This is a genomic window from Yinghuangia sp. ASG 101 (genome assembly GCF_021165735.1).
Lineage (GTDB): Bacteria > Actinomycetota > Actinomycetes > Streptomycetales > Streptomycetaceae > Yinghuangia.
Window position 1 is genome coordinate 1,179,307 of record NZ_CP088911.1, and the last position, 24,045, is coordinate 1,203,351.

21 protein-coding genes and 1 riboswitch are annotated in these 24,045 nt (G+C 73.7%); of the genes, 9 read left to right on the top strand and 12 right to left on the bottom strand.

Translation table 11 applies throughout. From position 1 onward, the window contains the following. The first annotated feature begins 192 nt into the window (after positions 1-192). From LO772_RS04690 to LO772_RS04700, 3 genes are all read left to right on the top strand, one after another. Positions 193-1,398 carry an IS110 family transposase gene (locus LO772_RS04690; protein ID WP_231777073.1) on the top strand — a complete coding sequence of 402 codons (1,206 nt, stop codon included), beginning with the start codon at positions 193-195 and terminating at the stop codon, positions 1,396-1,398. A gap of 375 nt (positions 1,399-1,773) precedes the next feature. Continuing rightward, complete coding sequence (gene recQ / locus LO772_RS04695; protein ID WP_231777074.1) at positions 1,774-3,747, top strand: DNA helicase RecQ; 1,974 nt, start codon at positions 1,774-1,776, stop codon at positions 3,745-3,747. A gap of 557 nt (positions 3,748-4,304) precedes the next feature. Further along, positions 4,305-5,759: a dihydrolipoyl dehydrogenase family protein gene (locus LO772_RS04700; RefSeq protein WP_231777075.1), complete on the top strand. Its 1,455-nt coding sequence runs from the start codon at positions 4,305-4,307 to the stop codon at positions 5,757-5,759. Here LO772_RS04700 and LO772_RS04705 read toward each other — a convergent pair. The 4 genes from LO772_RS04705 to LO772_RS04720 form a co-directional block, all read right to left on the bottom strand. Beyond that, positions 5,716-7,218 (bottom strand): MFS transporter, encoded by a 1,503-nt coding sequence (locus tag LO772_RS04705; RefSeq protein WP_231777076.1) that lies wholly within the window; start codon positions 7,216-7,218, stop codon positions 5,716-5,718. The genes LO772_RS04700 and LO772_RS04705 overlap by 44 nt on opposite strands. A gap of 85 nt (positions 7,219-7,303) precedes the next feature. Further along, entirely contained in the window at positions 7,304-8,371 is a 1,068-nt protein-coding gene (locus LO772_RS04710; RefSeq protein ID WP_231777077.1) for an NAD(P)/FAD-dependent oxidoreductase, read from the bottom strand. Beyond that, positions 8,368-8,889, bottom strand: coding sequence for an isoprenylcysteine carboxyl methyltransferase family protein (locus LO772_RS04715; RefSeq protein WP_231777078.1), 522 nt, complete (start codon positions 8,887-8,889; stop codon positions 8,368-8,370). The genes LO772_RS04710 and LO772_RS04715 overlap by 4 nt, the downstream gene beginning before the upstream one ends. A 70-nt stretch (positions 8,890-8,959) precedes the next feature. After that, the gene (locus tag LO772_RS04720; protein WP_231777079.1) at positions 8,960-10,054 is read right to left on the bottom strand and encodes a type III polyketide synthase; all 1,095 of its coding nucleotides are present in this window, start codon (positions 10,052-10,054) and stop codon (positions 8,960-8,962) included. A gap of 268 nt (positions 10,055-10,322) precedes the next feature. Here LO772_RS04720 and LO772_RS04725 point away from each other — a divergent pair, with 268 nt between their 5' ends. Further along, the gene (locus LO772_RS04725) at positions 10,323-11,156 is read left to right on the top strand and encodes a UbiA family prenyltransferase (protein WP_231777080.1); all 834 of its coding nucleotides are present in this window, start codon (positions 10,323-10,325) and stop codon (positions 11,154-11,156) included. A gap of 7 nt (positions 11,157-11,163) precedes the next feature. Here LO772_RS04725 and LO772_RS04730 read toward each other — a convergent pair whose 3' ends face one another. Beyond that, positions 11,164-11,505, bottom strand: coding sequence for a DUF3040 domain-containing protein (locus tag LO772_RS04730; protein ID WP_231777081.1), 342 nt, complete (start codon positions 11,503-11,505; stop codon positions 11,164-11,166). Positions 11,506-12,278: 773 nt separating this feature from the next. Further along, entirely contained in the window at positions 12,279-13,178 is a 900-nt protein-coding gene (locus tag LO772_RS04735; protein WP_231777082.1) for a C40 family peptidase, read from the bottom strand. A 5-nt stretch (positions 13,179-13,183) separates the two neighbouring features. Continuing rightward, positions 13,184-13,375, bottom strand: a riboswitch (cyclic di-AMP (ydaO/yuaA leader). A 514-nt stretch (positions 13,376-13,889) separates the two neighbouring features. Between LO772_RS04735 and LO772_RS04740 the strand changes: the two genes are divergently transcribed. After that, a complete protein-coding gene (locus LO772_RS04740) occupies positions 13,890-14,255 on the top strand; it encodes a hypothetical protein (protein ID WP_231777083.1) in 366 nt (121 codons plus the stop codon). Between the two features lie 25 nt (positions 14,256-14,280). On the opposite strand, the gene LO772_RS04745 is transcribed toward LO772_RS04740, so the two are convergent. The 3 genes from LO772_RS04745 to LO772_RS04755 form a co-directional block, all read right to left on the bottom strand. Continuing rightward, a complete protein-coding gene (locus LO772_RS04745) occupies positions 14,281-15,414 on the bottom strand; it encodes a hypothetical protein (protein ID WP_231777084.1) in 1,134 nt (377 codons plus the stop codon). A 589-nt stretch (positions 15,415-16,003) separates the two neighbouring features. Then, the gene (locus LO772_RS04750) at positions 16,004-17,545 is read right to left on the bottom strand and encodes a phytoene desaturase family protein (RefSeq protein WP_231777085.1); all 1,542 of its coding nucleotides are present in this window, start codon (positions 17,543-17,545) and stop codon (positions 16,004-16,006) included. A gap of 226 nt (positions 17,546-17,771) precedes the next feature. Continuing rightward, positions 17,772-17,993 carry a hypothetical protein gene (locus LO772_RS04755; protein WP_231777086.1) on the bottom strand — a complete coding sequence of 74 codons (222 nt, stop codon included), beginning with the start codon at positions 17,991-17,993 and terminating at the stop codon, positions 17,772-17,774. 84 nt (positions 17,994-18,077) lie between these two features. On the opposite strand from LO772_RS04755, the gene LO772_RS04760 reads away from it, so the two are divergent. The 4 genes from LO772_RS04760 to LO772_RS04775 all read left to right on the top strand — a co-directional run bounded on the left by LO772_RS04760 (position 18,078) and on the right by LO772_RS04775 (position 21,765). Continuing rightward, the gene (locus tag LO772_RS04760) at positions 18,078-19,988 is read left to right on the top strand and encodes a transketolase (protein WP_231777087.1); all 1,911 of its coding nucleotides are present in this window, start codon (positions 18,078-18,080) and stop codon (positions 19,986-19,988) included. A gap of 94 nt (positions 19,989-20,082) precedes the next feature. Further along, positions 20,083-20,610: a ferritin-like domain-containing protein gene (locus LO772_RS04765; protein ID WP_231777088.1), complete on the top strand. Its 528-nt coding sequence runs from the start codon at positions 20,083-20,085 to the stop codon at positions 20,608-20,610. Between the two features lie 181 nt (positions 20,611-20,791). Then, positions 20,792-21,349, top strand: coding sequence for a type 1 glutamine amidotransferase domain-containing protein (locus LO772_RS04770; protein WP_231777089.1), 558 nt, complete (start codon positions 20,792-20,794; stop codon positions 21,347-21,349). 41 nt (positions 21,350-21,390) lie between these two features. Beyond that, positions 21,391-21,765, top strand: a complete 375-nt coding sequence (locus tag LO772_RS04775; RefSeq protein WP_231777090.1) for a VOC family protein — start codon at positions 21,391-21,393, stop codon at positions 21,763-21,765. A gap of 31 nt (positions 21,766-21,796) precedes the next feature. Here LO772_RS04775 and LO772_RS04780 read toward each other — a convergent pair whose 3' ends face one another. The 3 genes from LO772_RS04780 to LO772_RS04790 all read right to left on the bottom strand — a co-directional run bounded on the left by LO772_RS04780 (position 21,797) and on the right by LO772_RS04790 (position 23,922). Next, positions 21,797-22,231, bottom strand: a complete 435-nt coding sequence (locus tag LO772_RS04780; protein ID WP_231777091.1) for a protein-tyrosine phosphatase family protein — start codon at positions 22,229-22,231, stop codon at positions 21,797-21,799. 160 nt (positions 22,232-22,391) lie between these two features. Beyond that, positions 22,392-22,721: a DUF6479 family protein gene (locus tag LO772_RS04785; RefSeq protein ID WP_231777092.1), complete on the bottom strand. Its 330-nt coding sequence runs from the start codon at positions 22,719-22,721 to the stop codon at positions 22,392-22,394. Positions 22,722-22,809: 88 nt separating this feature from the next. Then, positions 22,810-23,922: a calcium:proton antiporter gene (locus LO772_RS04790; RefSeq protein WP_231777093.1), complete on the bottom strand. Its 1,113-nt coding sequence runs from the start codon at positions 23,920-23,922 to the stop codon at positions 22,810-22,812. Between the last annotated feature and the right edge of the window lie 123 nt (positions 23,923-24,045).

A 24,045-nucleotide genomic window follows, 5' to 3' on the forward strand; every position in this document is an offset into this window, starting at 1 on the left:
TCGGGGCACCCAGGGGTGTTGGGTGTGGCTGTCATGGGTGAGCCGCAGTTGTGGCTGAAGGAGATTGGCCGCCCGGCGCCCCGCGACGACTCGGCCGCTGATTGGGATGCGCGAACTGGATCGCTCGTATGGACACGTCGGCGAGGTCGTCTGCTGGGACCGTGGACACGCACGTCGGCAGAGGAGGAGCGGGTGCCCGAACTGTGGGCCGGGACGGACGCGGGCAAGGCCGAACACCACTGCACGGTGATCGACGCGGACGGCAGGACGGTGCTGTCCCGCCGGGTGCCGAACAACGAGGCCGAACTCCTGGAACTGCTCGGCGATGTCCTGGAGTTGGCCGAGGGCACGCCGGTCACCTGGGCCGTGGACCTGAACGCGGGCGGGGCCGCGTTGTGGATCGCCCTGCTGGTCGGACACGCGCAGAAGCTGCTCTACATCCCCGGCCGGACCGTGCACCACGCCTCCGCCGCCTACCGGGGCAGCGGGAAGACCGACGCGAAGGACGCGTTCGTCATCGCCGACACCGCCCGGATGCGCCGTGACCTGCAACCGCTGGAGCAGACCGGCGAGATCGCGGTGGACCTGCGGATCCTGACCGCCCGCCGCATGGATCTCTCGGCCGACCGCACCCGCGCGATCAACCGCCTGCGCAACCAGTTGCCGGAGTACTTCCCCGCGCTGGAGCGGGCTTTCGACCACAGCGTCTCCAAGAGCGCACTCGTGCTGCTGACGGGCTACCAGACCCCGGCCGCGCTGCGGCGGATCGGCCGGGCCAGGCTGGCGACCTGGCTGAAGAACCACGGCGTGCGCACCCGCACCGCCGCGAAGACCACGGCGGATGCCGCGGTCACCGCGGCCGAGGCCCGGCACACGGTCGTCGCCGGGGAGAAGACCTGCGCGAAGATGGTCCACACCCTCGCCAGGGAGGTGATGTCCCTCGACCAGGAGATCGCCGAGCTCGAAGCCCTGATCGAGGGCCGGTTTCGCGAGCATCCCCACGCCGAGGTGATCACCAGCATGCCCGGCATCGGCGACATGCTCGGCGCCGAGTTCATCGCGGCCACCGGCGGCGACATGGCCGTCTTCGGCAGCCCCGACCGCCTCGCCGGCGTCGCCGGCCTCGCGCCCGTCCCCCGGGACTCGGGCAAGGTCAGCGGCAACATGCGCCGACCCCGGCGCTACAGCCGAAGACTCCTGCGGATGTTCTACCTCTCCGCCCAGGTCGCCATCGTGCACTGCCCCGTTTCCAAAGCCTTCCACCGGCGCAAACGGGACGAGGGCAAGTCCCACAAACAGGCTGTCCTGGCACTGGCCAGGCGCCGCCTGAACGTGCTCTGGGCCCTCATACGCGACGGTCGCACCTTCGACTCCCGACCGGCCGCCGCTGCGGCGTGACACGGCCCCCCAAAACCGCTCACCGCAGCTTGACAGCATCATTGGGAATCTCCTTCACCGGACGACGGCGCCGCGGGCGGGGGCCCGACGGGAGTACCGCCTCGACCATGTGTTAGGCAAGCCTAACCACGCCGTGCGTCCGGCGTGTGGGACGCCGAAGGGAGGAACGTTTCTCCCGGTCTCGCCGCCCTGCGTCACTCCCCTTGTCGTGGCCGCGGAGCAGAGTGCGACCGCCCCTCACATCACCGCGATCTCTCGAACACACACGCGAATTCGCGGACCGGACGACGGCGAATCGCCGCGTACCGGACACCTGGTCACCCGGGCGTGGACGGGCCGCACCCGAATGGCGGACCGCGTCCTTAGACTTCCCGGATGAGCACGCTCGACGACGCCGACGCCGCGCACGAGACCCTTCGCCGCGTCTTCGGCTACGACTCCTTCCGCGGCGACCAGCGCGCCGTGATCGACCATGTCGTCGCGGGCGGAGACGCGCTCGTGCTGATGCCGACCGGGGGCGGCAAGTCACTCTGCTACCAGGTGCCCGCGCTGGTGCGCGAGGGCGTCGGGGTGGTCGTCTCGCCGCTCATCGCCCTCATGCAGGACCAGGTCGACTCGCTCACCGCGCTGGGCGTCCGCGCCGGCTTCCTCAACTCGACGCAGCTCCCGTATGAGCGCCAGGCCGTCGAACAGTCGTTCCTCGCGGGCGACTTGGACCTCCTCTACCTCGCCCCCGAGCGGCTGCGCCTGGAGACGACGCAGCGGCTTCTCGACCGCGGCTCGGTCGCGCTGTTCGCGATCGACGAGGCGCACTGCGTCGCCCAGTGGGGCCACGACTTCCGGCCCGACTACCTTGCGCTGTCCGACCTGCACGAGCGCTGGCCCAAGGTGCCGCGCGTCGCGCTGACCGCGACCGCGACCCCGGCGACGCACGCGGAGATCGCGTCCCGGCTCAACCTCGAAGGGGCCCGGCACTTCGTCGCGAGCTTCGACCGGCCGAACATCCAGTACCGCATCGAGCCCAAGCAGGAGCCCAAGCGCCAACTCCTGCGCCTGATCCGGGACGAGCACCCCGACGACGCCGGCATCGTGTACTGCCTGTCGCGCGCGTCGGTGGAGAAGACCGCCGACTTCCTGGTGCAGAGCGGCGTCACCGCGCTGCCGTACCACGCGGGGCTCGACGCCCGTACGCGCGCCGAGAACCAGGCGCGCTTCCTGCGCGACGACGGCGTGGTGATGGTGGCGACGATCGCGTTCGGGATGGGCATCGACAAGCCCGACGTCCGGTTCGTCGCGCATCTCGACCTGCCGAAGTCCGTCGAGGGCTACTACCAGGAGACCGGGCGGGCCGGGCGCGACGGGCTGCCGTCGACGGCGTGGCTGGCCTACGGCCTCCAGGACGTCGTGCAGTTGCGCAAGATGATCGACGACTCGGAGGGCGACACCGCGCACCGGCGGAGGCAGAGCGCGCATGTCGACGCGATGCTGGCGCTGTGCGAGACCGTCGAGTGCCGCCGGGTCCGACTGCTGGCCTACTTCGGCGAGAAGTCGGGGCCGTGCGGCAACTGCGACACGTGCCTGAGCCCGCCCGCGGCGTGGGACGGCACGATCGCGGCGCAGAAGCTGCTTTCGACGGTGTTCCGGCTCGCGCGCGAGCGGCGGCAGAAGTTCGGTGCGGGCCAGGTGATCGACATCCTGCGCGGCAAGAAGACCGCGAAGGTCATCCAGTTCGACCACGACACGCTCAGCGTCTTCGGGGTCGGCCAGGACCTCGACGACAACGCGTGGCGCGGCGTCGTACGGCAACTGCTCGCGCAGGGGCTGCTGTCGGTCGAGGGCGACTACGGGACGCTCGTGCTCACCGAGGCCAGCGGCGACGTGCTCGGCCGCCGCCGCGAGGTCATGCTGCGACGCGAACCCGAGCGGGCCCCGCGCGCCGCGAAGGCGGCGGCCAAGGCGGGCGCCGCGAAGGGCGGCAAGGCCCCGGCGGTCGAACTGCCGGACGACGCCCTGCCGTTGTTCGAGCGGCTGCGCGCGTGGCGGGCTGCGACGGCGCGCGAGCAGGGCGTCCCCGCGTACGTGATCTTCCATGACGCGACGCTGCGGGAGATCACGGTGACCGCCCCGACCACGCTCGCGGAACTCGGGGGCGTGGGCGGCGTCGGCGAGAACAAGCTCGCCAAATACGGTCAGCAGATCCTCGACGAACTCACCGCCTACGCGGCCGAGCGGGGCCCGGGCGCCGAGGTCGCGAACGAGGGCGAGGGCGGCTTCCAGGACGGGGGCGGCGCCGATGTCCCGCCCGACGACGCCCTGTTCGACGACACCGAGCCGCCCATGGACGAGTAGCGCCCGACTCCCCCGCGCGCACGGCGGAAGCACGACCCCGACCGAGATCCGCCACCGTGGTCGGCGCACGACCCCGCGGCGGCACCCACCCGGAGCGCGGACGCGCCGCGCGGGCCCGGTTCGAGGTCGCGGCCGGCGGCGTCGCCGACGCCCGGGCCCCGCCGGGGCGGGCACGCGCACGGGCACCGGTCGGCCCCGCCATGCGGGCGGCACGGCGACCAGGTGGGGCCGCGCAAGGGCGACCGAGAATCCCACGCCGACGGCGTCCCGCCGGGGGCAGGGCACGCCCGTGGGCACCGACCGGCCCCGCAGCGCGGGCAGCGCGGGCAGCGCGGGCAGCGCGGGCAGCGCGGGCAGCGCGGGCAGCGCGGGCAGCGCGGGCAGCGGTCGGGTTTGGGCGCGCAAGGGGCGGCCGGGGAACCGCGCGTCGGCGGCGGCACGTCGCGGTTCCGGTGGGGGCTCGGGGCCGGTCGTCGGGGGCCGTTGTCGAACGGCGGTGCTTGCCGCGTTCCCGTATCGTCGCGGTGACCGAATCAGTGGTATTCGAGGAGATTGTCATGGGCTCGGGCACGCAAGGCGGACACACCGACGCCGTGTACGACGTGATCGTGCTGGGGGCCGGGCCGGCCGGTGAGAACGTCGCGGACCGGGTGCGGGCCGCAGGGCTGTCGTGTGCGATCGTCGAGAGCGAGTTGGTCGGCGGCGAGTGCTCGTTCTGGGCCTGCATGCCCAGTAAAGCGTTGCTGCGCCCCGCGCAGGCGCTCGTCGACGCGCGTCGGGTCTCCGGGGCCGCGCAGGCGGTCGCCGCGTCCGTGGACGCCGCCGCGACGCTCTCCCGCCGGAACACCTTCGTCGAGGGCTGGGACGACACCGGGCAGGCCGACTGGGTCGCGGGCATCGGCGCGGAGCTGGTGCGCGGGCACGGCCGGCTCGACGGCCCGCGCCGCGTCACCGTGGCCCGGGACGGCGCCGCGCCACTGCGGCTCACCGCGCGGCATGCGGTCGTCGTCGCGACGGGCAGCCGGGCCGTCGTGCCGAAGCTGCCCGGCGTCGACGCGGCCGGTCCGTGGACCAGCCGCGAGGCCACCTCGGCCAAGCGGGTGCCCGGGCGGCTGGCGGTCGTCGGGGGCGGCGTGGTCGGCGTCGAGATGGCGACCGCGTGGCAGGCCCTCGGCGCGCACGTGACCCTGCTCGTCCGCGGGTCCGGTCTGCTGCCCCAATACGAGCCGTTCGTCGGGGAGTTGGTCGCCGCGTCGCTCGCCGACGCGGGGGTCGACGTACGCCTCGGGGCGTCCGCGGCGTCGGTCGACCGCCCCGCACCCGAGGCTCCGGTGACGGTGACCCTCGACGACGGGGGTGCGGTGGTCGCCGACGAGGTGCTGTTCGCGACCGGTCGGGCGCCGCGCACCGACGACCTCGGGATGGACACCGTCGGCCTGCGTCCCGGCACGTGGCTGGACGTCGACGAGAGCTGCCGGGTCGCCGGCGTCGACGACGGATGGCTGTACGCGGTCGGCGACGTGAACCACCGCGCGCTGCTCACCCACCAGGCGAAGTACCAGGCGCGGATCGCGGGTTCGGCGATCGCGACGCGCGCCGCGGGCGGCACGGCCGACACCGCCCCGTGGGGCGCCCACGCCGCGACGGCGGACTCCGCGGCGGTGCCTCAGGTGGTGTTCACCGATCCGGAGGTCGGCGCGGTCGGGCTGTCGTCGCGTCAGGCGGAGGAGGCGGGGCTGCGCATCCGCGTCGTCGACTACGACCTGGGTGCGGTGGCGGGCGCGAGCCTGTACGCGGACGGCTACCGGGGGCGGGCACGCATGGTCGTCGACGAGGACCGGGGGCTGGTCGTCGGGGTGACGTTCGTCGGCCCCGGCATCGGCGAACTGGTGTATTCGGCCACGGTCGTGGTGGCCGGGCAGGTGCCGATCGACCGGTTGTGGCACGCGGTTCCGGCGTACCCGACCATCAGTGAGGTGTGGCTGCGCCTTCTTGAGGCGTATCGGGGGTGACCGACTGCAGCGGCTGCGCGATGTCCTCGAGCGAGCGGCGTTCCGCGCGGACGGCCAGGAACGCCGCGACGATGCCGGCGGCGGTCATGAGCGACGCGCCGACGCAGAAGGCGACCACGGTGTCCGAGACGACGCCCGTCTTGGTCAGGTCGGAGAAGACCAGCGGCCCGGTGATACCGCCGACGGCGGTGCCGACCGCGTAGAAGAGCGCGATCGCGGACGCGCGCGCCTCCATCGGGAAGATCTCCGAGACCGTCAGGTAGGCACTGCTCGCCCCCGTCGACGCGACGAACAGGACGACGCACCAACAGGCCGTCAGGGTCACCTCGTTCAGGTGCCCCTGGCCGAACAGCCAGGCGGTGGCGAAGAGCGCGACGCCGCTGCCGATGTAGGTCGTGCTGATCATGACGCGGCGGCCGATGGTGTCGAACAGGTGGCCGAGTGTCAGCGGGCCGAGCAGGTTTCCGGCGGCGATGACGGCGAAGTAGTAGCCGGTGTGGCCGCTCGGGACGCCGTAGAAGGTCTCCAGGATCGAGCCGAATCCGAAGGTGATGGCGTTGTAGAGGAACGCCTGGCCGACGAACAGCGACAGGCCGAGGACGGTCCGCTTGGGGTAGTCGCGCACGACGGTCCGGGCGATCGCCCCGAGGCCGGGGGCCTTGCGCGGGTCGATGGTCAGGCTGCCCCGGGGCTCGGGGAGTTCGACCGGCTTGCCGGTGGACGCACGGGCGTGCTCCCGGATCCGCGCCTCGGCGTCGTCGACGAGTTCCTCGGCCTCCTCGGCGCGGCCGTGCATGCACAGCCAGCGCGGCGACTCGGGGACGTGGCGGCGCACGAGCAGGATCACGACGCCCAGGACGGCGCCCAGCGCGAAGGTGAGCCGCCAGCCGACGTCGGCCGGGAAGATCGCGGTGTTGAGCATGAGGACGGACAGCAGCGCCCCGCCCGCGGCCCCGAGCCAGAAGGTGCCGTTGACCCCGAGGTCGACGCGTCCGCGGAAGCGGGCGGGCATGAGTTCGTCGATCGCCGAGTTGATCGCGGCGTACTCGCCGCCGATGCCGAGGCCGGTGACGAACCGGAAGACGAAGAACATCCACGCCTGGGTCGACAGCGCGGTCAGCGCGGTACCGGCCAGGTACACCGCGAGGGTGACCATGAACAGGTTCTTGCGGCCGTATTTGTCGGTGAGCCAGGCGAAGACGAGGGCGCCGGTACACGCGCCCGCGACGTAGAGGGCGGCGGCGGGGCCGGTGACCTGGGCGGAGGTGATGGCGAGCCCGCTGTCGGACTCGGAGAGCCGGCCGGCGATGTTGCCGACCACGGTGACCTCGAGTCCGTCCAGGATCCACACGGCGCCGAGGCCGATCAGGATCCTGGTGTGCCACGCCGACCACGGCAGGCGGTCCAGGCGGGCGGGGACCTGCGTGGTGACGGCGGTTCGTTGGTCGGTGGTCGACACGCTGTTCCTCCGAGTTCCTGCGTTCGCGCGGCGGGTCCGGATGCCGGTCAGGTGCGCTGCCCGTTCGTACGGGCCGGAAACCCGGTCACGTATGGGCGAGGGCGTCGACCGCGGCGGTGAACAGGCGCGGGAAGCGGGCGGCGGCGGGCACGATGCGGCGCGCGGTCGCGGGGTGCCGCCGGGCTCCGAGCAGGGCGCCGGTCGCCACGCGGTAGCGGCGGGTCAGCCGGAGCCAGGCCGCGTCGTACGCCTCGGGCCGGCCGTGTGCGAGGCACGCGACCAGGGCCTCCGCCCCGGCGAGCGCGAGGGCGATGCCTTCGCCCGTGATGGCGTCCACGTACCCGGCGGCGTCACCCGCCAGGAGTACGCGCCCCCGGACGCGCCGCGTGGCGCGCTGCCGCAGTGGTCCGGCGCCGCGCACCGGCGTGACCGGCTCGGCGAATTGGAGTCGGGCGGCGAGTTCGGGGAACGCCGCGAGCTGCCGGTCGTAGGGGGTGCGTTCGCGGGTGAGGATCGCGACGCCGACCCGGTCGGGGGCGAGCGGGGTCACGTACGCCTCCGCCCGGTCGCCCCAGTGCACCTCGACGAACTCGGAGGCGGGTGCGACCGCGTAGTGGCGGCGCAGGCCGTAGCGCGGCGCCCCGGCGAGGGCGCGCGCGGGGGCGTCGAGGCCGAGGGCGCGGCGCAGCGGTGAGTGGAGTCCGTCGGCGGCGACGAGCCGCCGGGCGCGCAGGATTTCGCGGGTGCCGCGGTCGGCGGCGTACGCGGTGACGCCCGAGGCGTCCTGGCACACGCGGGTGACCCGCAGCGGCAGGATCGGGACGCCGGCTTTGACGACGGCGTCAGCGAGGGCGTGGTGGAGGTCGGTGCGGCGGACGCCGAGCCCGTGGCCCGCCCGAAAGCGGGCGTCCGCGACGCGGTCGTCCCGGACGTAGCGGATCCCCGCGAACGGCTGTCCGGGCGGGTGGACGCCGAGGGCGTGCAGCGCGCGGACGCCGCCGGGCATGAGGCCTTCACCGCAGGCCTTGTCGACGGGTGCGGGCCGGGGTTCCGCGACCGCGACGAGGAAACCGGCGCGGGCGGCGTGCAGGGCGGTGGCGAGCCCGGCGGGTCCGCCGCCGACCACGAGGATGTCGAGCCGCGGCGCGGTCATGCCGTGGCCGGTTGCCGAAGTGCGGTGTCCTCGCAGCGGATTCGCACCGTCATCAGGGCCGCGTTCGCTCCGGTGAAGGCCAGGGCGGTCAGCCACGCGCCGTGGACCAGCGGCAGAGCGGCGCCCTCGACGGCGACGGCGACGTAGTTGGGGTGGCGCAGGCGCGGGAAGCGGTACGGGCCGCGCCGGACCGGAGGCGTGCCGGGGACCACGATGACGCGGGTGTTCCAGTAGGGGCCGAGGCTGCGGACGCACCACCAGCGCAGTACCTGCGACGCGGCGACCAGGGCGAGCGCGGTCCAGCCGACCACGGGGACGAACGGGCGTGCGGTGACGGCCGGTTCGAGGACGCACCCGGCGAGGAGCCCGATGTGGAGGGCGACCATCCAGGGGTAGTGGTCGCGCCCGTGTTCGACGCCGCCGCGACCGAGGGTCCACGCGGAGTTGCGCCGGGCGACGCCGAGTTCGACGACGCGCTCGGCCGCGATCACCGCGAGCAGCAGGAAGTACCAGGTCATGTACGGCCCTTCTCTCGGCACCAGGCGTGGCGCCGCACAGATCCCGTGCGGGACACCGGACTTGGCGAACTCACCAGCGCAGCAGCACCAGTTCGGAGCAGAACCCGGGTCCCAGCGCGAGGAGGAGCCCCCACGTGCCGGGCGGCGGCCGGTGCGCCTCGCGGGTCTCCTGCAGGACGTGCAGCACCGACGCGGAGGAGAGGTTGCCGACCGCGCCGAGGGAGCGCCACGTGACGTCGAGGGCGCCGTCCGGGAGCCGCAGGGTCTCCGCGAAGGCCTCCAGCACCTTGGGCCCGCCCGGGTGGCAGACCCAGCTGCCGATGTCCTCGGGGCACAGGCCGTGGTCGGCGAGGAACCGCTCGACGTCGTCGCGCAGGTGGTCGCGGACGACGGTGGGGACGTCGGGGCTGAGCACGACGGTGAAGCCCCGCGCGCCGATGTCCCAGCCCATGACGTGCTCGGTGCCGGGGTACAGGGCGGCCCGCGAGTCGACGATGTGCGGCCCGTCGGCGGAGAGGCGGGCGGGGTGGTCCGGGCCGAGGACGACGACGGCCGCGGCGCCGTCCCCGAAGAGCGCCCCGGCGACGAGGTTGGCCGGCGACGCGTCCTCGTGTTGCAGCGTGAGGGAGCACAGCTCGACGGCGAGCAGCACGGCGGCGTCGGCCGGGTTGCCGCGCAGGTGGTCGTGGACGCGCGCGAGGCCGGCCGCGCCCGCGACGCAGCCGAGGCCGAAGAGCGGGATCCGCTTGACGTCGGGCCGCATGCCGAGGCGTACCGCGAGCCGGGCGTCGAGGGAGGGCACGGCGAGGCCGGTGACGGTCGTGCACACGATGAGGTCGACGTCGGCGGCGACGAGCCCGGCCTGTTTGAGCGCCCCGGTCAGCGCCTCCTCGCCGAGGGTTTGCGCGACCTCGATCCAGGTGTCGTTGGCGTCGTCGAAGCCGCGGAGGTCCGCGTACGCCTCGATCGGCAGGCTGAGGTGGCGCGTCCGGACGCGGCCGGATGCGTGGAGGCGGCGCAGCAGGGCGGGGTCGGCGCCGGGCGGCAGGCAGTGCCGGCGCAGGTAGTCGGCGATCTCGGCGCCGGTGTGGCGGTGCGGGGGTAACGCGGTCCGGGCGGCGGCGATCGTGCTCGCGGTGGCGTGGTCTCGGTACGGGCTGCCCATCGGACGCCTGCCTCTCGTCGCGTTGCGCGCTGGGTTCGGGGTTCCGGACCCGCGCGGTCGTCGGGCACCCGGGTCGCGTGCGCGTCCGGGCGGCCCGGGGCGCGCGCTCCGTCCGGTCGCGGTCCCGTGCCGTGTCGGCGCGCCGAGGGGGTATCGGTGCGTGACGCGGCGCGGGCTTCGCGGCGTGGGGCGAGTACCCGTCTTCGCCGGTCCGACGCCAGGTGTCGGGTCGGGCGGGGCGCGAGGGTGACGGGATGGTGTGCGGACGGTGAGGGTGCGCGGAGGGATCGCGGCGTGGGGGCGGGCCTGCCATCCGCTGCCGTCGGTCGCGGTGACGGTGTTCGTCGCGGTCGTCGCGGTCGCGGCGGGGCGCGGCGCGGGCGGGTCGGCGGCGGTCGCGGCGGCGGTGCTGGCCGGTCAGCTGTCGATCGGCTGGTGCAACGACGCGGTCGACGCACGCCGCGACGCGGCGGTCGGCCGTACGGACAAACCGGCCGCGACCGGGGAGTTGCGCGCCCGAGTGGTGGGCGGCGCGGCGGGGGCGGCCTTGGCGGCGTGTGCGGGGCTGTCGCTGCTGAGCGGTCCCCGGGCCGCGGTCGCGCACCTGGCCGGCGTCGTGCTGGGCGGGTGGGTGTACGACCTGGGGGTGAAGAAGACGGCCCTGTCGCCCTTGCCCTACGCGGTGGGCTTCGCGTCGCTGCCGGCGTTCGTGACCTTCGGTCTGCCGGGTTCCCCGTGGCCGACGTGGTGGGCGGTGACGGGTGCGGCGCTGCTGGGGGTGGGGGCGCACTTCCTGAACGTGCTGCCGGACATCGTGGGCGACCGGCTGACGGGTGTGCACGGCCTGCCGCAGCGCGTCGGTGCGCGGTGGTCGCGGCGGATCGCTCCCGTCGTGCTGGGCGCGGCGGTGGCGGTCCTGGCGTGCGGCCCGCCGGGGGCGCCCGGTCCGCTCGACTGGGCGGTTCTGGCCGTGGCCGTCACGGTGGCGACGGCGGGTGCGGTGCTGCCGGGCGTGCGGTCGGCGGCGCCGTTCCGGGCCGCGGTCGTGGTCGCGGCGCTCGCGGTGGTGCTCGTGGTGGCCCACGCGGGCGACCTCGCGTGAGTCGCCGCTACCCGGGTTCGCGGTGGCGGGTGGACTGCCACCAGGCCCACAGCGCGTCCGCGGCGATCACCAGGGTGGCCGCCCAGACGACGATGGCGGCGATCGCGATCGACAGCGTCGCGCCGCCGAGGGTGGCGGCGAGCATGACGAGCGACAGCGGGGCCAGGACGATCAGGCAGTAGACGCGCACTTGCTTGCGGAACCTGCCGGACCGCTGTCGGGAGCGGGGCTGGTTGACGATGTTCATGGTGCGCAGTTGCCGGTCGAGTACGGCGTCGCGCTGCAATTCGAGTTCGATGGCATGCAGCTGCTGCCGCTCACGACGGCTGAGCGCGGGGCCGCCGGGCATGGTCGTCACCTCCGGACGAGGACACGGTGACGGAACTGTGCTTACGCTACCCGGGTGAACTGGAGTTATTCGTTGCCGCCGGCCCGCTGAGGCGCCGGACCTCGGGCGTCGCGGAGCGGGCCTCGAACACCCGTCGCCGACCCGTGTCGCGGGCCGCCGCTCCGCCCCTGCCGGCGGTCTCCCCGGGGCTCGCGCCCCGACGGCCGACCGCCCGGACAGCTTTCCTCTGCCCTTCCATTCTGTTCGCCCCGACGGAGGAGTGCCCACTCGACCGGGTGATCCCGGAGCGGGCGCGCGGGCTTGGCGGGGGTGTGCGTCCGAGGTGTCGGCTCGGACGGTGCCGGCTCGGACGGTGCCGGCTCGGTTCGGTGCCGACGCGGAATGGCGTCCGCCCGGGAGGTGGCGGTCGGTAAGGCGGGGCGGGGCGTCCGTCCGACGGTGCCGACGCGGAGCGGCGTCCGCGCGGCAGGTCGTGATCAGTGAGGCGGGGCGGGGCGTCCGTCCGACGGTGCCGACGCGGAGCGGCGTCCGCGCGGGAGGTGTCGGCCTGCGGTGGCCTGCCCGGATGGTCCCGGTCGGGGAGGCGTGGCGGCGTCCGTCCGGGGGGTGCCTGCGCGCGGGTGCCGGCCGGGTGGCGCCGCGGTCGGGGCTTCTCTGTCGGGTGCGCGGTCGGGGGGCGTCCCGGCGGCACCCGCGCGGGCGTCGGAGGCACGGCTGAGAACGTGGTCCGTCGTCCGCGCGGGGCCGGTCAGGGGTCCGTCCGCGCGGGGAGGTCAGGCGGGGCGGGTGGCGCCCGCGATGGGCATCGAGTCGACCGGGACGATCTTCACGACCGAACGCGAGTTCGGTGCGTGGATGATCTGGCCGTCGCCCAGGTACATGCCGACGTGGCTGATGCCCGAGTAGTAGAACACCAGGTCGCCGGGCTGGAGGGCGGACGTCGAGACCTTCTTGCCGGCCGCGAACTGGTCGGTGGTGACACGCGGGATCGACACGCCCGCGGCCTTCCACGCCGCCTGGACGAGGCCGGAGCAGTCGTACGCGTCGGGCCCCTCGGCGCCGTAGACGTACGGCTTGCCCAGCTGGGCCTTCGCGAAGGCGATCGCGACGGCGGCCTTGCTCGACGCCGGGGCGGTGGTCGTCGACGAGGAGCCGGTGCCGGTGGACACGGTGCCGGTGGACGTGCTGCTCGCCGACTTCGTCGTCGTGGCCGGCTTGGCCGTGCCGGTCTGCGACGAACTCGTCGTCGTGGCGGGGGATTCGGTGGCGGTCGTGGTGACGCCGGCGAGCTTGAGCACCTGGCCGATGTCGAGCCGGTCCGGACCGCTGGTCAGCTGGTCGCGGTTCAGGTCGTACAGGGCCTGCCAGCCGCCCTTGGTGCCCTCGGACTGGGCGATCCGCCACAGGGTGTCGCCGGCGACGACGGTGTGCGTCGCGGTGCCGGTGGCGGCCGAAGTCGCGGTGGCGGCACCGGAGTCGGCGCTGCCGGTGGCTTCGGCGGTGGCGGTGGCAGTGGTGTCGGTGGCGGTGGAGTCGGGCTGGGCCATCGCCGGGGCGGTGTGCGGGGCGGCCGTCACGGGTGCGGCGTGGGCGGCGGTCGCGGTGAGCGCCGTGCCGAGGCCGGCGATGCCGGCGGCGGCCACGAGGCGGCGAACGCTGTGGGCAGACAGCATGAAGTCGTTCCTCTCCTGCCGCCTGCGAGGTGAGCTGTCGGATTCGGACCGGAGACGACCCGGCCGCGCGGGCGCGCGGCTTCACCCCAAGCCGCGCCCGAGACTCGGGCACGGCGTACCACCTGGTTCCCCCGCTCCCGTCCGGATGTGCTCTCGCGCGCGCCGGGACCGGGGACGGGATTCGGCGTACCGGTCGGCGCATTTCGCCGCGGTCGGCGAAACCGGGGGTGACGCTAGACAAATCGCCATGTCGTCCACAACTCACCGGTCTTCGATCACAGGTGCGCAAAGTCCGCGAGACCCGCGGTTCCACCTGTCGGGACGCATCGGACAGCCCGGGATGACATGCGGATATGCCGCAGCGTGACCGTGATGGATCGGTGACCGAAAATGATCGGAATTGGTCGCGGTCGTCGCGGAGGGCGAATCCTTACACATCCGGTCTTGTCCGCATTTACGCAACCATCTGGATTGTCCGTTCATCCGAACGGCCCTCCCGGGCTGCCGCACCCGCACGACACGCCTAGCGTCGCAAATACTTGACATCCGATGCCCCGGTGGGGAGGCCCCGTGTCCCGATCTCAACGCTCGGCCGCGAAAGCCCCGGGACCGACGAATCCCCCGCCCCCGGGCACCCCGGCCGATACGGCCGCGACCGTCGGCGACACGCGGGACAAGGCAGGCAAATCGCCTTTCTCGGCCCCTACTTCGGTGGCGTCGCTGCTCGGTGCGGCGGCCGATTTCTCCGGCCGCGCGACGACGCGCGACCGCTGCGTCGCCCTGGCTCTGCTCTGGTGCGTCGACCTCGGCGCACTCGCCCTGATGTGGTACGGCCTCCCGAGCGGGGGCGACGGCCCGATCCCGTGTGCGCTGCTCGGCCTGGTGCTGGCGGTCGCGGGCGGCGTCACCGGGCTGGCGCTGGCCCTCCCGCCGCTGTCCGCCGAGGAGCCCGACCGCGCCGACAACGGCTGGGCGCTGGCCTGGCTCTTCACGACGTTCGTCGGCGCGGCGGGCGGGTTCCTCGTCCTGGGGTTCGACCAATTCACCCGGCTGTGGGCGGGTTTGGGGCTGGCCTGACGGGCAGCGGTGCCGCGGCCTGGGATCAGACCCAGCCGCCCGCGGCCGGCGCGGCCTGGCGCCTCCGCCACAACAGGTACGCGATCAGGTAGCCCACGCTCCACATGCCGCAGCTCAGCAGCAGCGCGATCACGTGCACGGTGTGCGGGAAGGGCCGGGCGACGTACGTGTGCTGCCCGCCGGCGGTGGACCAGGACGCGTTGACGGCCTGGTTCGGGAGCCACGAGCCGGCGCCGGTCGCGGGCGCGGCGGGGGCCGGGGGCGCGGGGAACCGGATGGGCTGCGAGCCGCTGCGGAACGTGACGCCGTACAACTCCTTGACGCGCTTGGCCTCCCAGACCGACATCGCGGTGATCGAGACCGGCGCGCCGAGGGTCACGATGGCCGCGACGACCGCGGGCACCCGCTCGTCACCGGGCGACGCGAGGTCGACGACGGCGATCGCCCACGACAGGGTGGGGGCGAGCAGGCAGGGCATCAGCAGGTGCCCGTCGGCCGCGGCGAACAGGTGGCGCGGGACCATGAAGAACGCGGTGATCGCGAAGAAGCCGCACCAGATCAGCAGCAACCAGCCGAGCACGACCAGGACCATCAGGGCGCCGCCGGGCCGCATCTCGACGATGCCCGCGAACGTGAGCGCGGCCAGGGTGGCGCCGGCCCCGATGAACGCGCCCATCGACTTCATCGGGTAGCGCATGCTGCGGCGCGTTTCCCGGCGTTTCGCGGAGTCCGTCAGCAGGACGAGGGCGAGCGCGGTGATCGGGACGGCGAGGACGGCGACCATCACCGAGATGGTGACGTGCAGGATCGCCTGGCTGAAGACCTCGTCGGCCTCGACGGAGTCGTACTTCAGGGCGACCCAGCCCACCACGGCCATGCCGAGCAGGGTGCGGATGAGCCGGACGCGTTCGATCTTGGGGTCCGGCGGGGCCAGGCGGTTCTGCGCCTGGAGGGCGACCTTCGCGGCGCTGGCCGGGTTGATCCACCGCCACACCCGGACGATCAGCGGCCTGCGCGGGGGCTGCGGCGGGGCGCCGAACTGACCGGCCCATGTGGGCTGTCCGCTCGCGGGCGGGGGGAACCCGCCCGGCTGCGCGGGGAATTGACCGGCGTACGGAGGTGGCGGAGCGGGCTGCCAGGGCGGGGGAACGTGGCTCAAGATCTCGTCCTTGTCTCACCGTTGCCTGCGTCGCACCACCGCGACCGGCCTCACCGGATGACGCGAAAGCCACCGGCAAGCGGGACCTTCGCCGCCGTTTTCCGCGAATTCCGCGAATTCCGCGAAGCAGTATGGCGGAACGCACGGATCCGGCGACAGCGGGAGGTCCCTCGCCTGGCGTACGTGTCGCGACGCGCGGACGCGGCGGACACCGGTCCGGTCCGTTTCCGCGAGGACGCGGCAGGCCGGGCGGGTCATCGGATGCGCGGCGCGTGCGGCAACCCCGCGGTTCCCGCGCGGAGGCGGACGCGGACGCGGATACCCGAGCCGGACACGACGTCGGTCCGTCGGGTGTGCGCGGCCGACGGGTTCCGCCGAGCGCCGACGCGGCGCCGGTCGGACACGTCGTCGGGTCGGTCGGGAGCCCGAGACCCGCCGTCCGCGCGGATGTGGATCCGGCGTCACCGGACAGGTTGTCGGGCCCGCCGGCCGCGCGCCCGCGGTTGCGTACGGATGCGGTGGGCGGCGGGCCCGCTCGCGCATTGCCGGTGTCGGCTCCGGACGCGCGGTGGGCAGGCGGCCCCCGGCTTCACACCCCGAGTACGGCCATCGCCGCGTTGTGGCCGGGGATGCCGCTGACGCCGCCGCCGCGCGGTGCGCCTGCGCCGCACAGCAACACGCGCTCGTGGGCGGTCTCCACACCCCATGTCCCGGGCTCGTGGTCGGGTGTCGCGTAGGGCCAGGCCAGGTCGCGGTGGAAGATGTGCCCGGCGGGCAGGCCGAGTTCGTGGTCGAGGTCGACCGGGGTGCGGGCCTCGACGCAGGGGCGGCCGTCGGCGTCGCGCAGCAGGCAGTCCTCGACGGGTTCGGCGAGGACCGCGTCGAGCGACGCGAAGGTGGCGCGCAGGGCCGCCGCGCGGGCCGCCGCGTTGTCGTCGGCGAACAGCCGTGCGGGCATGTGGAGTCCGAAGAGCGTGAGGGTGTGGACGCCGCGGGCGCGTTCGGCGGGGCCGAGGATCGTGGGGTCGGTCAGGGTGTGGCAGTAGATCTCGGCGGGCGGCGGCGCCGGGAGACGCCCGGACGCCGCGGCCCGCCACGCGGCGGCGAGTTGGCCGTACCCCTCGTTGACGTGGAACGTCCCGGCGAAGGCGTCGTGCGGGTCGGCGCGGGTGTCGCGGAGGCGGGGCAGCCGGGTGAGCACCATGTTGACCTTGAGCTGTGAGCCCTCGGGCGGCGGGCCGTCGGGGGCCTCGCTGAGCAGGCGCCGCAGCGTGGCGGGGGCGACCGCGGCGAGGATGTGCCGTGCGGTGACGCGGAGTTCGTCGTCGGCGGTGGTGTACGTGACCTCCCCGTCGGGGGTGATCGCGGTGACCGTCGTACCGGTGCGCAGCTCGGCGCCGGCCGTCCGGGCGGCCGTGGCGAGCGCCCCGGTCACGGCTCCCATGCCTCCGACCGGCACGTCCCAGTCCCCGGTGCCGCCGCCGATGACGTGGTAGAGGAAGCAGCGGTTCGGGCGCAGCAGCGGGTCGTCGGTGGGGGCGAAGGTGCCGATGAGGGCGTCGGTGGCGACGACACCCCGGACGGTGTCGTCCGCGAACTCGGCCTCCAGTGCCTCGGACAGCGGGGCGGTGAAGACCGCCCGCCATGCCCGCTCGTCGTCGACGACGCGGCGGAACTCCGGTGCCGAGCGCAGTGGTTCGGTCAGGGTGGGGAACACGCGTGCGGCGAGTCGCGCGGTCATGGCTCCCCAGCGTTCCCACGCGTCGGCCTCGGCCGCCCCGGCGAAGCGGGTGAGTTCGGCGCGCGTGCGGGCCGGGTCGGTGGCGTCGACGAGGAAACCCGTGTCACCGCGCGGTGTGTACGAGCCGACGCGCCGCCGGCGCAAGGTGACGGGCAGCCGCAGGTCGTCGACGATCGTGCGGGGCAACAGGCTGACCAGGTACGCGTAGCGGGACAGCCGTACGTCGACGCCGGGGAACGGGCTGCTCGACACCGCCGCGCCGCCGAGTTCGCTCCGGCTCTCCAAAACCGCGACGGAGCGCCCGGCGCGCGCGAGGTACGCGGCGGCGACCAGGCCGTTGTGGCCGCCGCCGACGATCACGGCGTCGAAGTCGCCGCCCGAACGGACCATGTGCGTCTCCCGAGATCGTCGCGGGCGGCGCGGGTCGCGGTCGCCCGCGCGCTTGTTCCCGCGAGGCTACGGCCCGGCGGGGGCGAGCGAGGGGACCGCCCCGCGTCCCAGCGCGTCGCGGTCGCGTCCGCCGCGCGGATGCGCCGCCTCCCCGCGAACCGCGGGGCGGACACGGGGCGTTCACCGCCGAATCGCCGCCGCGCGACCCCGTATCCGGTGCGAGACCTCACGGGGGGTCACCGCCCCGCGGCTGCGCAAGCCGGTGATCGCCGCGCTGGAGGACCACGCCCTCGCGCGCCGGGAAGGTGCGAGATCGTCCCTCGCGGATGGCCTGGTCGTCGCGGCGGACGACACGACGTTCCGCATCCCCGGGCTGCGGCGCGGCCCGGCGACGATTTCGCGCGGTGGCCGAGATCCGCAATTCCCCTGCCGAGAACAGCATTTCCACGCGTCGGCACGCACCCTCGGTTTCGGCCCGGGGGATGCGGGCAGCGGCGGTGCGACCCCGCCGCCTAACAAGGGATCCCCCGTCATGGCCGACCGTTCCTCCCCGGGTGCCGCCCTGCTGGCCGGGCCGCGCGAACTCGGTGAACTCGCCCGTGAGCTGCGCATCGACGCGGTCCGCGCGGCGGACGCCGCCGGTTCCGGCCACCCCACCTCGTCGCTGTCCGCGGCCGACCTCATGGCCGTGCTGCTCGGCCGGTACCTGCGCTACGACTTCGACGACCCCGCGCACCCCGGCAACGACCACCTGATCTTCTCGAAGGGCCACGCCACCCCCCTGCTGTACGCGATGTACCGCGCGGTCGGCGCCGTCACCGACGCCGAGCTGATGTCGTTCCGCCAGGCGGGCAGCCGCCTCGAAGGGCATCCGACGCCCCGCCTCCCGTGGGTCGACTTCGCGACCGGCTCCCTCGGCCAGGGCCTGCCGCTCGGCTCCGGGCTCGCGTGGGCCACCCGCCGCCTCGAGGACGGCCCCGCGCGCGTGTGGGTGCTGAGCGGCGACGGCGAGACCGCGGAGGGCTCGGTCTGGGAGGCCGCGGAGTTCGCCGGCTACCACCGGCTCGACAACCTGACCCTGATCGTCGACGTCAACCGGCTCGGACAGCGCGGCCCGACCCGGCACGGCTGGGACCTGGACGCCTACGCGACGCGCTTCAACGCCTTCGGCTGGCACACCCGGACCGTCGACGGCCACGACACCGCCGCGATCGACGACGCGTACGCCAACGCGCTCGACACCCGGGGCCGCCCCACCGTGATCATCGCCCGCACGCTGAAGGGCAAGGGCGTTCCCGAGGTCGAGAACCGCGAGGGCGCGCACGGCAAACCCGTCCCGCACGCGGACCTCGCGATCGCCGCGCTGGGCGGCGAGCCGAAGGAGCGCGTCGGCGCCCACCCGCGCCCGCCCCACGACGCCTCCCGCACGCGGCCCGCGCGGGCCTCCGGCACGCGGGCCCCGGAGTTCGAGGTGGGCGGTGAGGTGGCCACCCGCAAGGCGTTCGGCGAAGCGCTCGCCGCGCTCGGCACCGCGCGCGGCGACATCGTCGCGCTGGACGGCGAGGTCGGCGACTCGACGGGCCTCCAGACCTTCGCCGACCGGCATCCCGACCGCTTCCTGGAGTGCTACATCGCCGAACAGCAGCTCATCGCGTCGGCGACCGCGGTGCAGACGCGCGGCTGGGTGCCGTTCGCGTCCACGTTCGCGGCGTTCCTGACGCGGGCGCACGACTTCCTGCGCATGGCCGCGATCGGACAGGCCGACCTGTGCGTCGTCGGATCGCACTCGGGCACGTCGATCGGCCAGGACGGGCCGTCCCAGATGGGCCTCGAAGACCTGGCGATGTTCCGGGCCCTGTACGGCAGCACCGTGCTGTACCCGTGCGACGCCAACCAGACCGCCAAGCTCGTCGCCACGATGGCCTCGGGGTCCGGGATCCGCTACCTGCGCACCACGCGCGGCGCGACACCGGTGATCTACCCGGCCGACGAGGAGTTCCCGGTCGGCGGCAGCAAACTGCTGCGCGGCGGGCCCGACGACCGGGTCACGCTCGTCGCCGCCGGGATCACCGTGCACGAAGCCCTCACGGCCGCCGACCGGCTGGCCGGCCAGGGCGTCGCGGTGCGCGTCCTCGACCTCTACTCCGTCAAACCCGTCGACGCCGACGCCCTGCGCGAGGCCGCCGCGACCACCGGGTGCCTGATCAGCGTCGAGGACCACCACCCCGAGGGCGGCCTCGGCGACGCGGTGGCCGAGGCGTTCGCCGACACCGACCCGACCGCCTCCGCACGGCGGGCCCGCGTCCCCATGCCGCGCCTGATCCGCCTCGCGGTCCGCCACATGCCCGCGTCGGCGACCCCGAGCGAACAGCTCCGGGCCGCCCGGATCGACGCCGACGCGATCGAGGCCGCGGTCCTCGGCGCACTCGAGGCGGAGGCCTAGATGCTTCGACTCCACCTCCCCGGGTAGCCGCGACAGCGCTCATCGTTCACGAGGCGGTCGCGAACCGCCCGGTCAACCTGCGAGGTGGAGATCCATGGCCGAATTCCTCACCGATGTCGAGGAACTGCGTGCGAAGGCCCGGCGCGAGATGAGCAAGGGCCCCGTCACCGAGGCGTACGGCGCCGATGTGCGGCGCGTGATCGACGTCCTCAACGTCGCGCTGGCCACCGAGGTGGTGTGCACGCTGCGCTACCGGCAGCACCATTTCGCCGCAAAGGGCCTGGACGGCGAGACGGTCGCCGACGAATTCCTCGTGCACTCCAACGAGGAGCAGGAGCACTCCGACAAACTCGCCGCCCGGATCGCGCAACTCGGCGGCAAGCCGGACTACGATCCGGCGACGGTCGCCACGCGCGCCCATTCGGAATACGAGACGTCGTCCGATCTCACCGAGATGATCCGCGAGAACCTGGTCGCCGAACGCATCGCGATCCAGTCGTACACCGAGATCATCAATTGGCTCGGCAGCGGCGACCCCACGACCCGGCGGGTTTTCGAGGACATTCTGTCCGTCGAGGAAGAACACGCGGACGACATGCTCAATCTGCTGGACAAGAGCTGACGGCGCTTCGAGCACGAACGCGGCGGCGCGTTTCGGCGGCCGGGTGCCCGGCGGTTTTCCCGCCGGGCACCCGGCCGTTTCGCGCGGACGAGGCGGGGCAGGCGCACGCGTGGCGCGCGCCTTTCCGGCGCGGCGCCGCACCTCACAGCCGCACCCGTCGCGCCCGAAGGGATGATGCGCCATGACTGCCGAACTCGACGGACTCAAGGTCGCTTTCCTTGTCGCCCCCGAGGGATTCGAGCAGGTCGAATTCACGTCGCCTTGGGAGGCGGTCGAGAAGGCCGGCGGCGATCCTGCGCTGGTCTCCACGTCACGCGGGAAAGCCCAGGCGTTCCGGCATCTGGACCGCGGCGACACGTTCCCCGTGGACGCCGTCGTCGACGACGTCACCGCCGACAATTTCGACGCGCTCGTGCTGCCCGGAGGCGTGGCGAATCCCGACGTCCTGCGTACCGACCCCCGGGCGGTGGCCTTCACCAAATCGTTCTTCGACCAGGGCAAGCCGGTGGCGGTCATCTGCCACGGGCCGTGGACGCTCGTGGAGGCCGGGGTCCTGTCCGGCCGGAGCATCACGTCGTGGCCCAGCCTGGCCACCGACATCCGCAACGCGGGCGCGGACTGGCGCGACGAGGAGGTCGTCGTCGACTCCGCGGGCCCGAACACCCTGATCAGCAGCCGCAAACCGGACGACCTCCCGGCCTTCGACGCGGCCGTGGTCCGCCATTTCGCCGCGGCGTAGCCCGGCGCAACCAGGCGAGCGATTCTGGAAAGACGATCCCCATGTTCACGAACAGCAAGGCATTCAGCGGCTTCGCCGTCCGGGACGTCGCGGCGGCGGCGGACTTCTACGGGCGCGTCCTCGGCCTGGACGTCGCCCAGGACGGCGGCCTCCTGCGCCTCAACCTCCCCGGCGGCGCGGCCGTCCTCGTGTACCCGAAGCCCGACCACGTGCCCGCGACGTTCACGATCCTCAACTTCCCGGTGGACGACATCGACGCCGCGGTGGACGAACTGACCGCCCGCGGCGTCGCCATGCTGAAGTACGACGCGTTCCCCGCCGACGAGAAGGGCGTCTCGCGGCAGAGCGGGGGCCCGCCGATCGCGTGGTTCACGGACCCGTCCGGCAACGTCCTGGCCGTACTCGAGGTGAAGTGACCACCGCGGGCCGCGGCGGTGCGAGCGCGCCTCAGCCGCCGAATCCGGCGACGTAGCGGCGCTGCCACGGGGTCTCGACGGCCCGGCGGCGGTAGTGCTCGCGCACGTACGCGACCGCGTCCGGCGCGGGAACGCCGTCGAGGACCGCCAGGCACGCCAGGGCCGTACCGGTGCGCCCCACGCCGCCGCCGCACGCGATCTCGACCCGCTCGGTCGCGGCGCGCCGCCATGCCTCGCGGAAGGCGTCGGCGGCGTCGTCGCGGTCGCGCGGCAGGCGGAAGTCCGGCCAGGTGACCCAGCGGCTCGGCCACGCGACCGGCGGCGGCCGCCTGCCGAGCAGGTGGACGGCGAACTGCGGCTCCGCCCCCTCGGGCAGCGGATTGCGCAGCCCTCGGCCGCGTACGAGCCGCCCGGAGGGCAACGCGAGAACACCGGCCTCGTCACGCACCCAGGTTGAGGTTGTCACGGGCAAGGATCGTAGCGCCGCGACCAGCGGCGGTCCCCGCGAACAACAAGGAGACGCACCGCGAGGAGGCGGAGCCCCGCATCACCGGGGGACTCCGCCTCCTCGTCGCGTCGGGAACGCGTGCCGCCGCGCCCCTTATCGCCTATCGCCGCCCCTCGTCTTATCGCCGCCCCTCGTCGCCGTGTTCGTCGTCGTCTTCGGGTCTCTTCCGCGCCGCCGGGCGCGAGCCCAAGGTGCCGTAGCCGGCCAGTTCGTGCGGGAAGCGGCGTTCGCCGTCGTGCGGCATCTCGTTGGGTTCCCGCCGTGCCGAGACCGTGTCGTCGTGCGACGTCCAGGCCTCGGTCCTCGGGCTCCGGGGCGGTGGCGGCCGGCGCAGCCGGACACCGCGGACGACGGGCCAGATGAGCAGGCCCGCGATGATCGCCGCGACGACCACGATGGCCGCGACCCCGGCACCCAGGTCTTGTGCCGCGAGCATTTGGGTCTCCATGCCGCACGGCTACCCGGACGCACCGACATGACGCGGATCGGGTGATTTATCCCCGGGTGGGGTTTGCGGCCACACGCGGGCCGCGTGCTCACGGGTTCAGCGCGAGGAAGATGAACGCCGACAAGAGCGCCAGATGGACGCCCGCCTGGAGCAGCGTCGCGCGTCCCGGCACGACCGTGAGCACGCCCACCACCACCGACAGCGCGAGAAGCACCATCTGGGTCGGTTCCAGGCCGAGGACGAGCGGACCTTCGAGCCAGATCGACGCGAGGGCGATCACCGGGATGGTGAGCCCGATGCTGGCCATCGCGGACCCGTACCCGAGATTGAGGCTGATCTGCACCCGGCCCCGCCGCGCCGACCGGACAGCCGCCAGGGTCTCGGGGAGCAGCACGAGCAGCGCGATGACGACGCCGACCGCGGAGTGCGGGAAGCCGGCCGCCTTGACGCCGTCCTCGATCGCGGGCGAGTCCACCTTCGCGAGGCCGACCACGCCGATCAGCGCGACCAGCAGCAGGACGAGCGCCCGCCACGCCTGACGGACGCTCGGTGCCTCGCCGTGCGTCTCGGTGAGATCGCCTTCGATGACGTTCTTGTCGGCGTCCACGGGGAGGAAGTCGTCGCGGTGGCGGACGGTCTGCACCAGCACGAACAACAGGTACAGGCCCAGCGAGGCGACGGCGGCGAACGCGAGCTGGCTGCCGGAGAACCTCGGGCCGGGCTCGCTGGTGGTGAAGGTCGGGAAGACCAGGCTGAGGGTCGCGAGTGTCGCGACGGTCGCCAGGGCGCCGCCGCTGCCTTCCGCGTTGAACGTCGCGACGCGGCGCCGGAGCGCGGCGGTCAGCAGCGACAGTCCAACGATGCCGTTGAGGGTGATCATGACGGCCGCGAACACGGTGTCGCGGGCCAGGGTCGCGGTCTTGTTCTCGTCGCCGGTGACCATCAGGGTCACGATGAGTGCGACTTCGATCACGGTGACGGCTACTGCCAGGACCAGAGACCCGAAGGGTTCTCCCACCCGCTCGGCGACCACCTCGGCGTGGTGCACGGCCGCCAGCACGGCCGCCACGAGGAAGGCGCCGACCACGGCGGCCACGCCGTAGTTCAGATCCTTTCCCCAGCTCAGGACGAGGATCACGGCGGCGAGTATGGGAGCGACGAACGTCCAGTCGGTGAGGGCTCGGCGGGCAGCAGCTGTCATGCGGCTCACATTTCCAAGACGGCGCGGCAGGCACGCCCCCTGTCATGCCGGAGGTGTCCCACCGCCTGAGCAGGGCGGCGCGGGGGACAACGGGCACGGACAACCGGGACGGCGAAAACGACG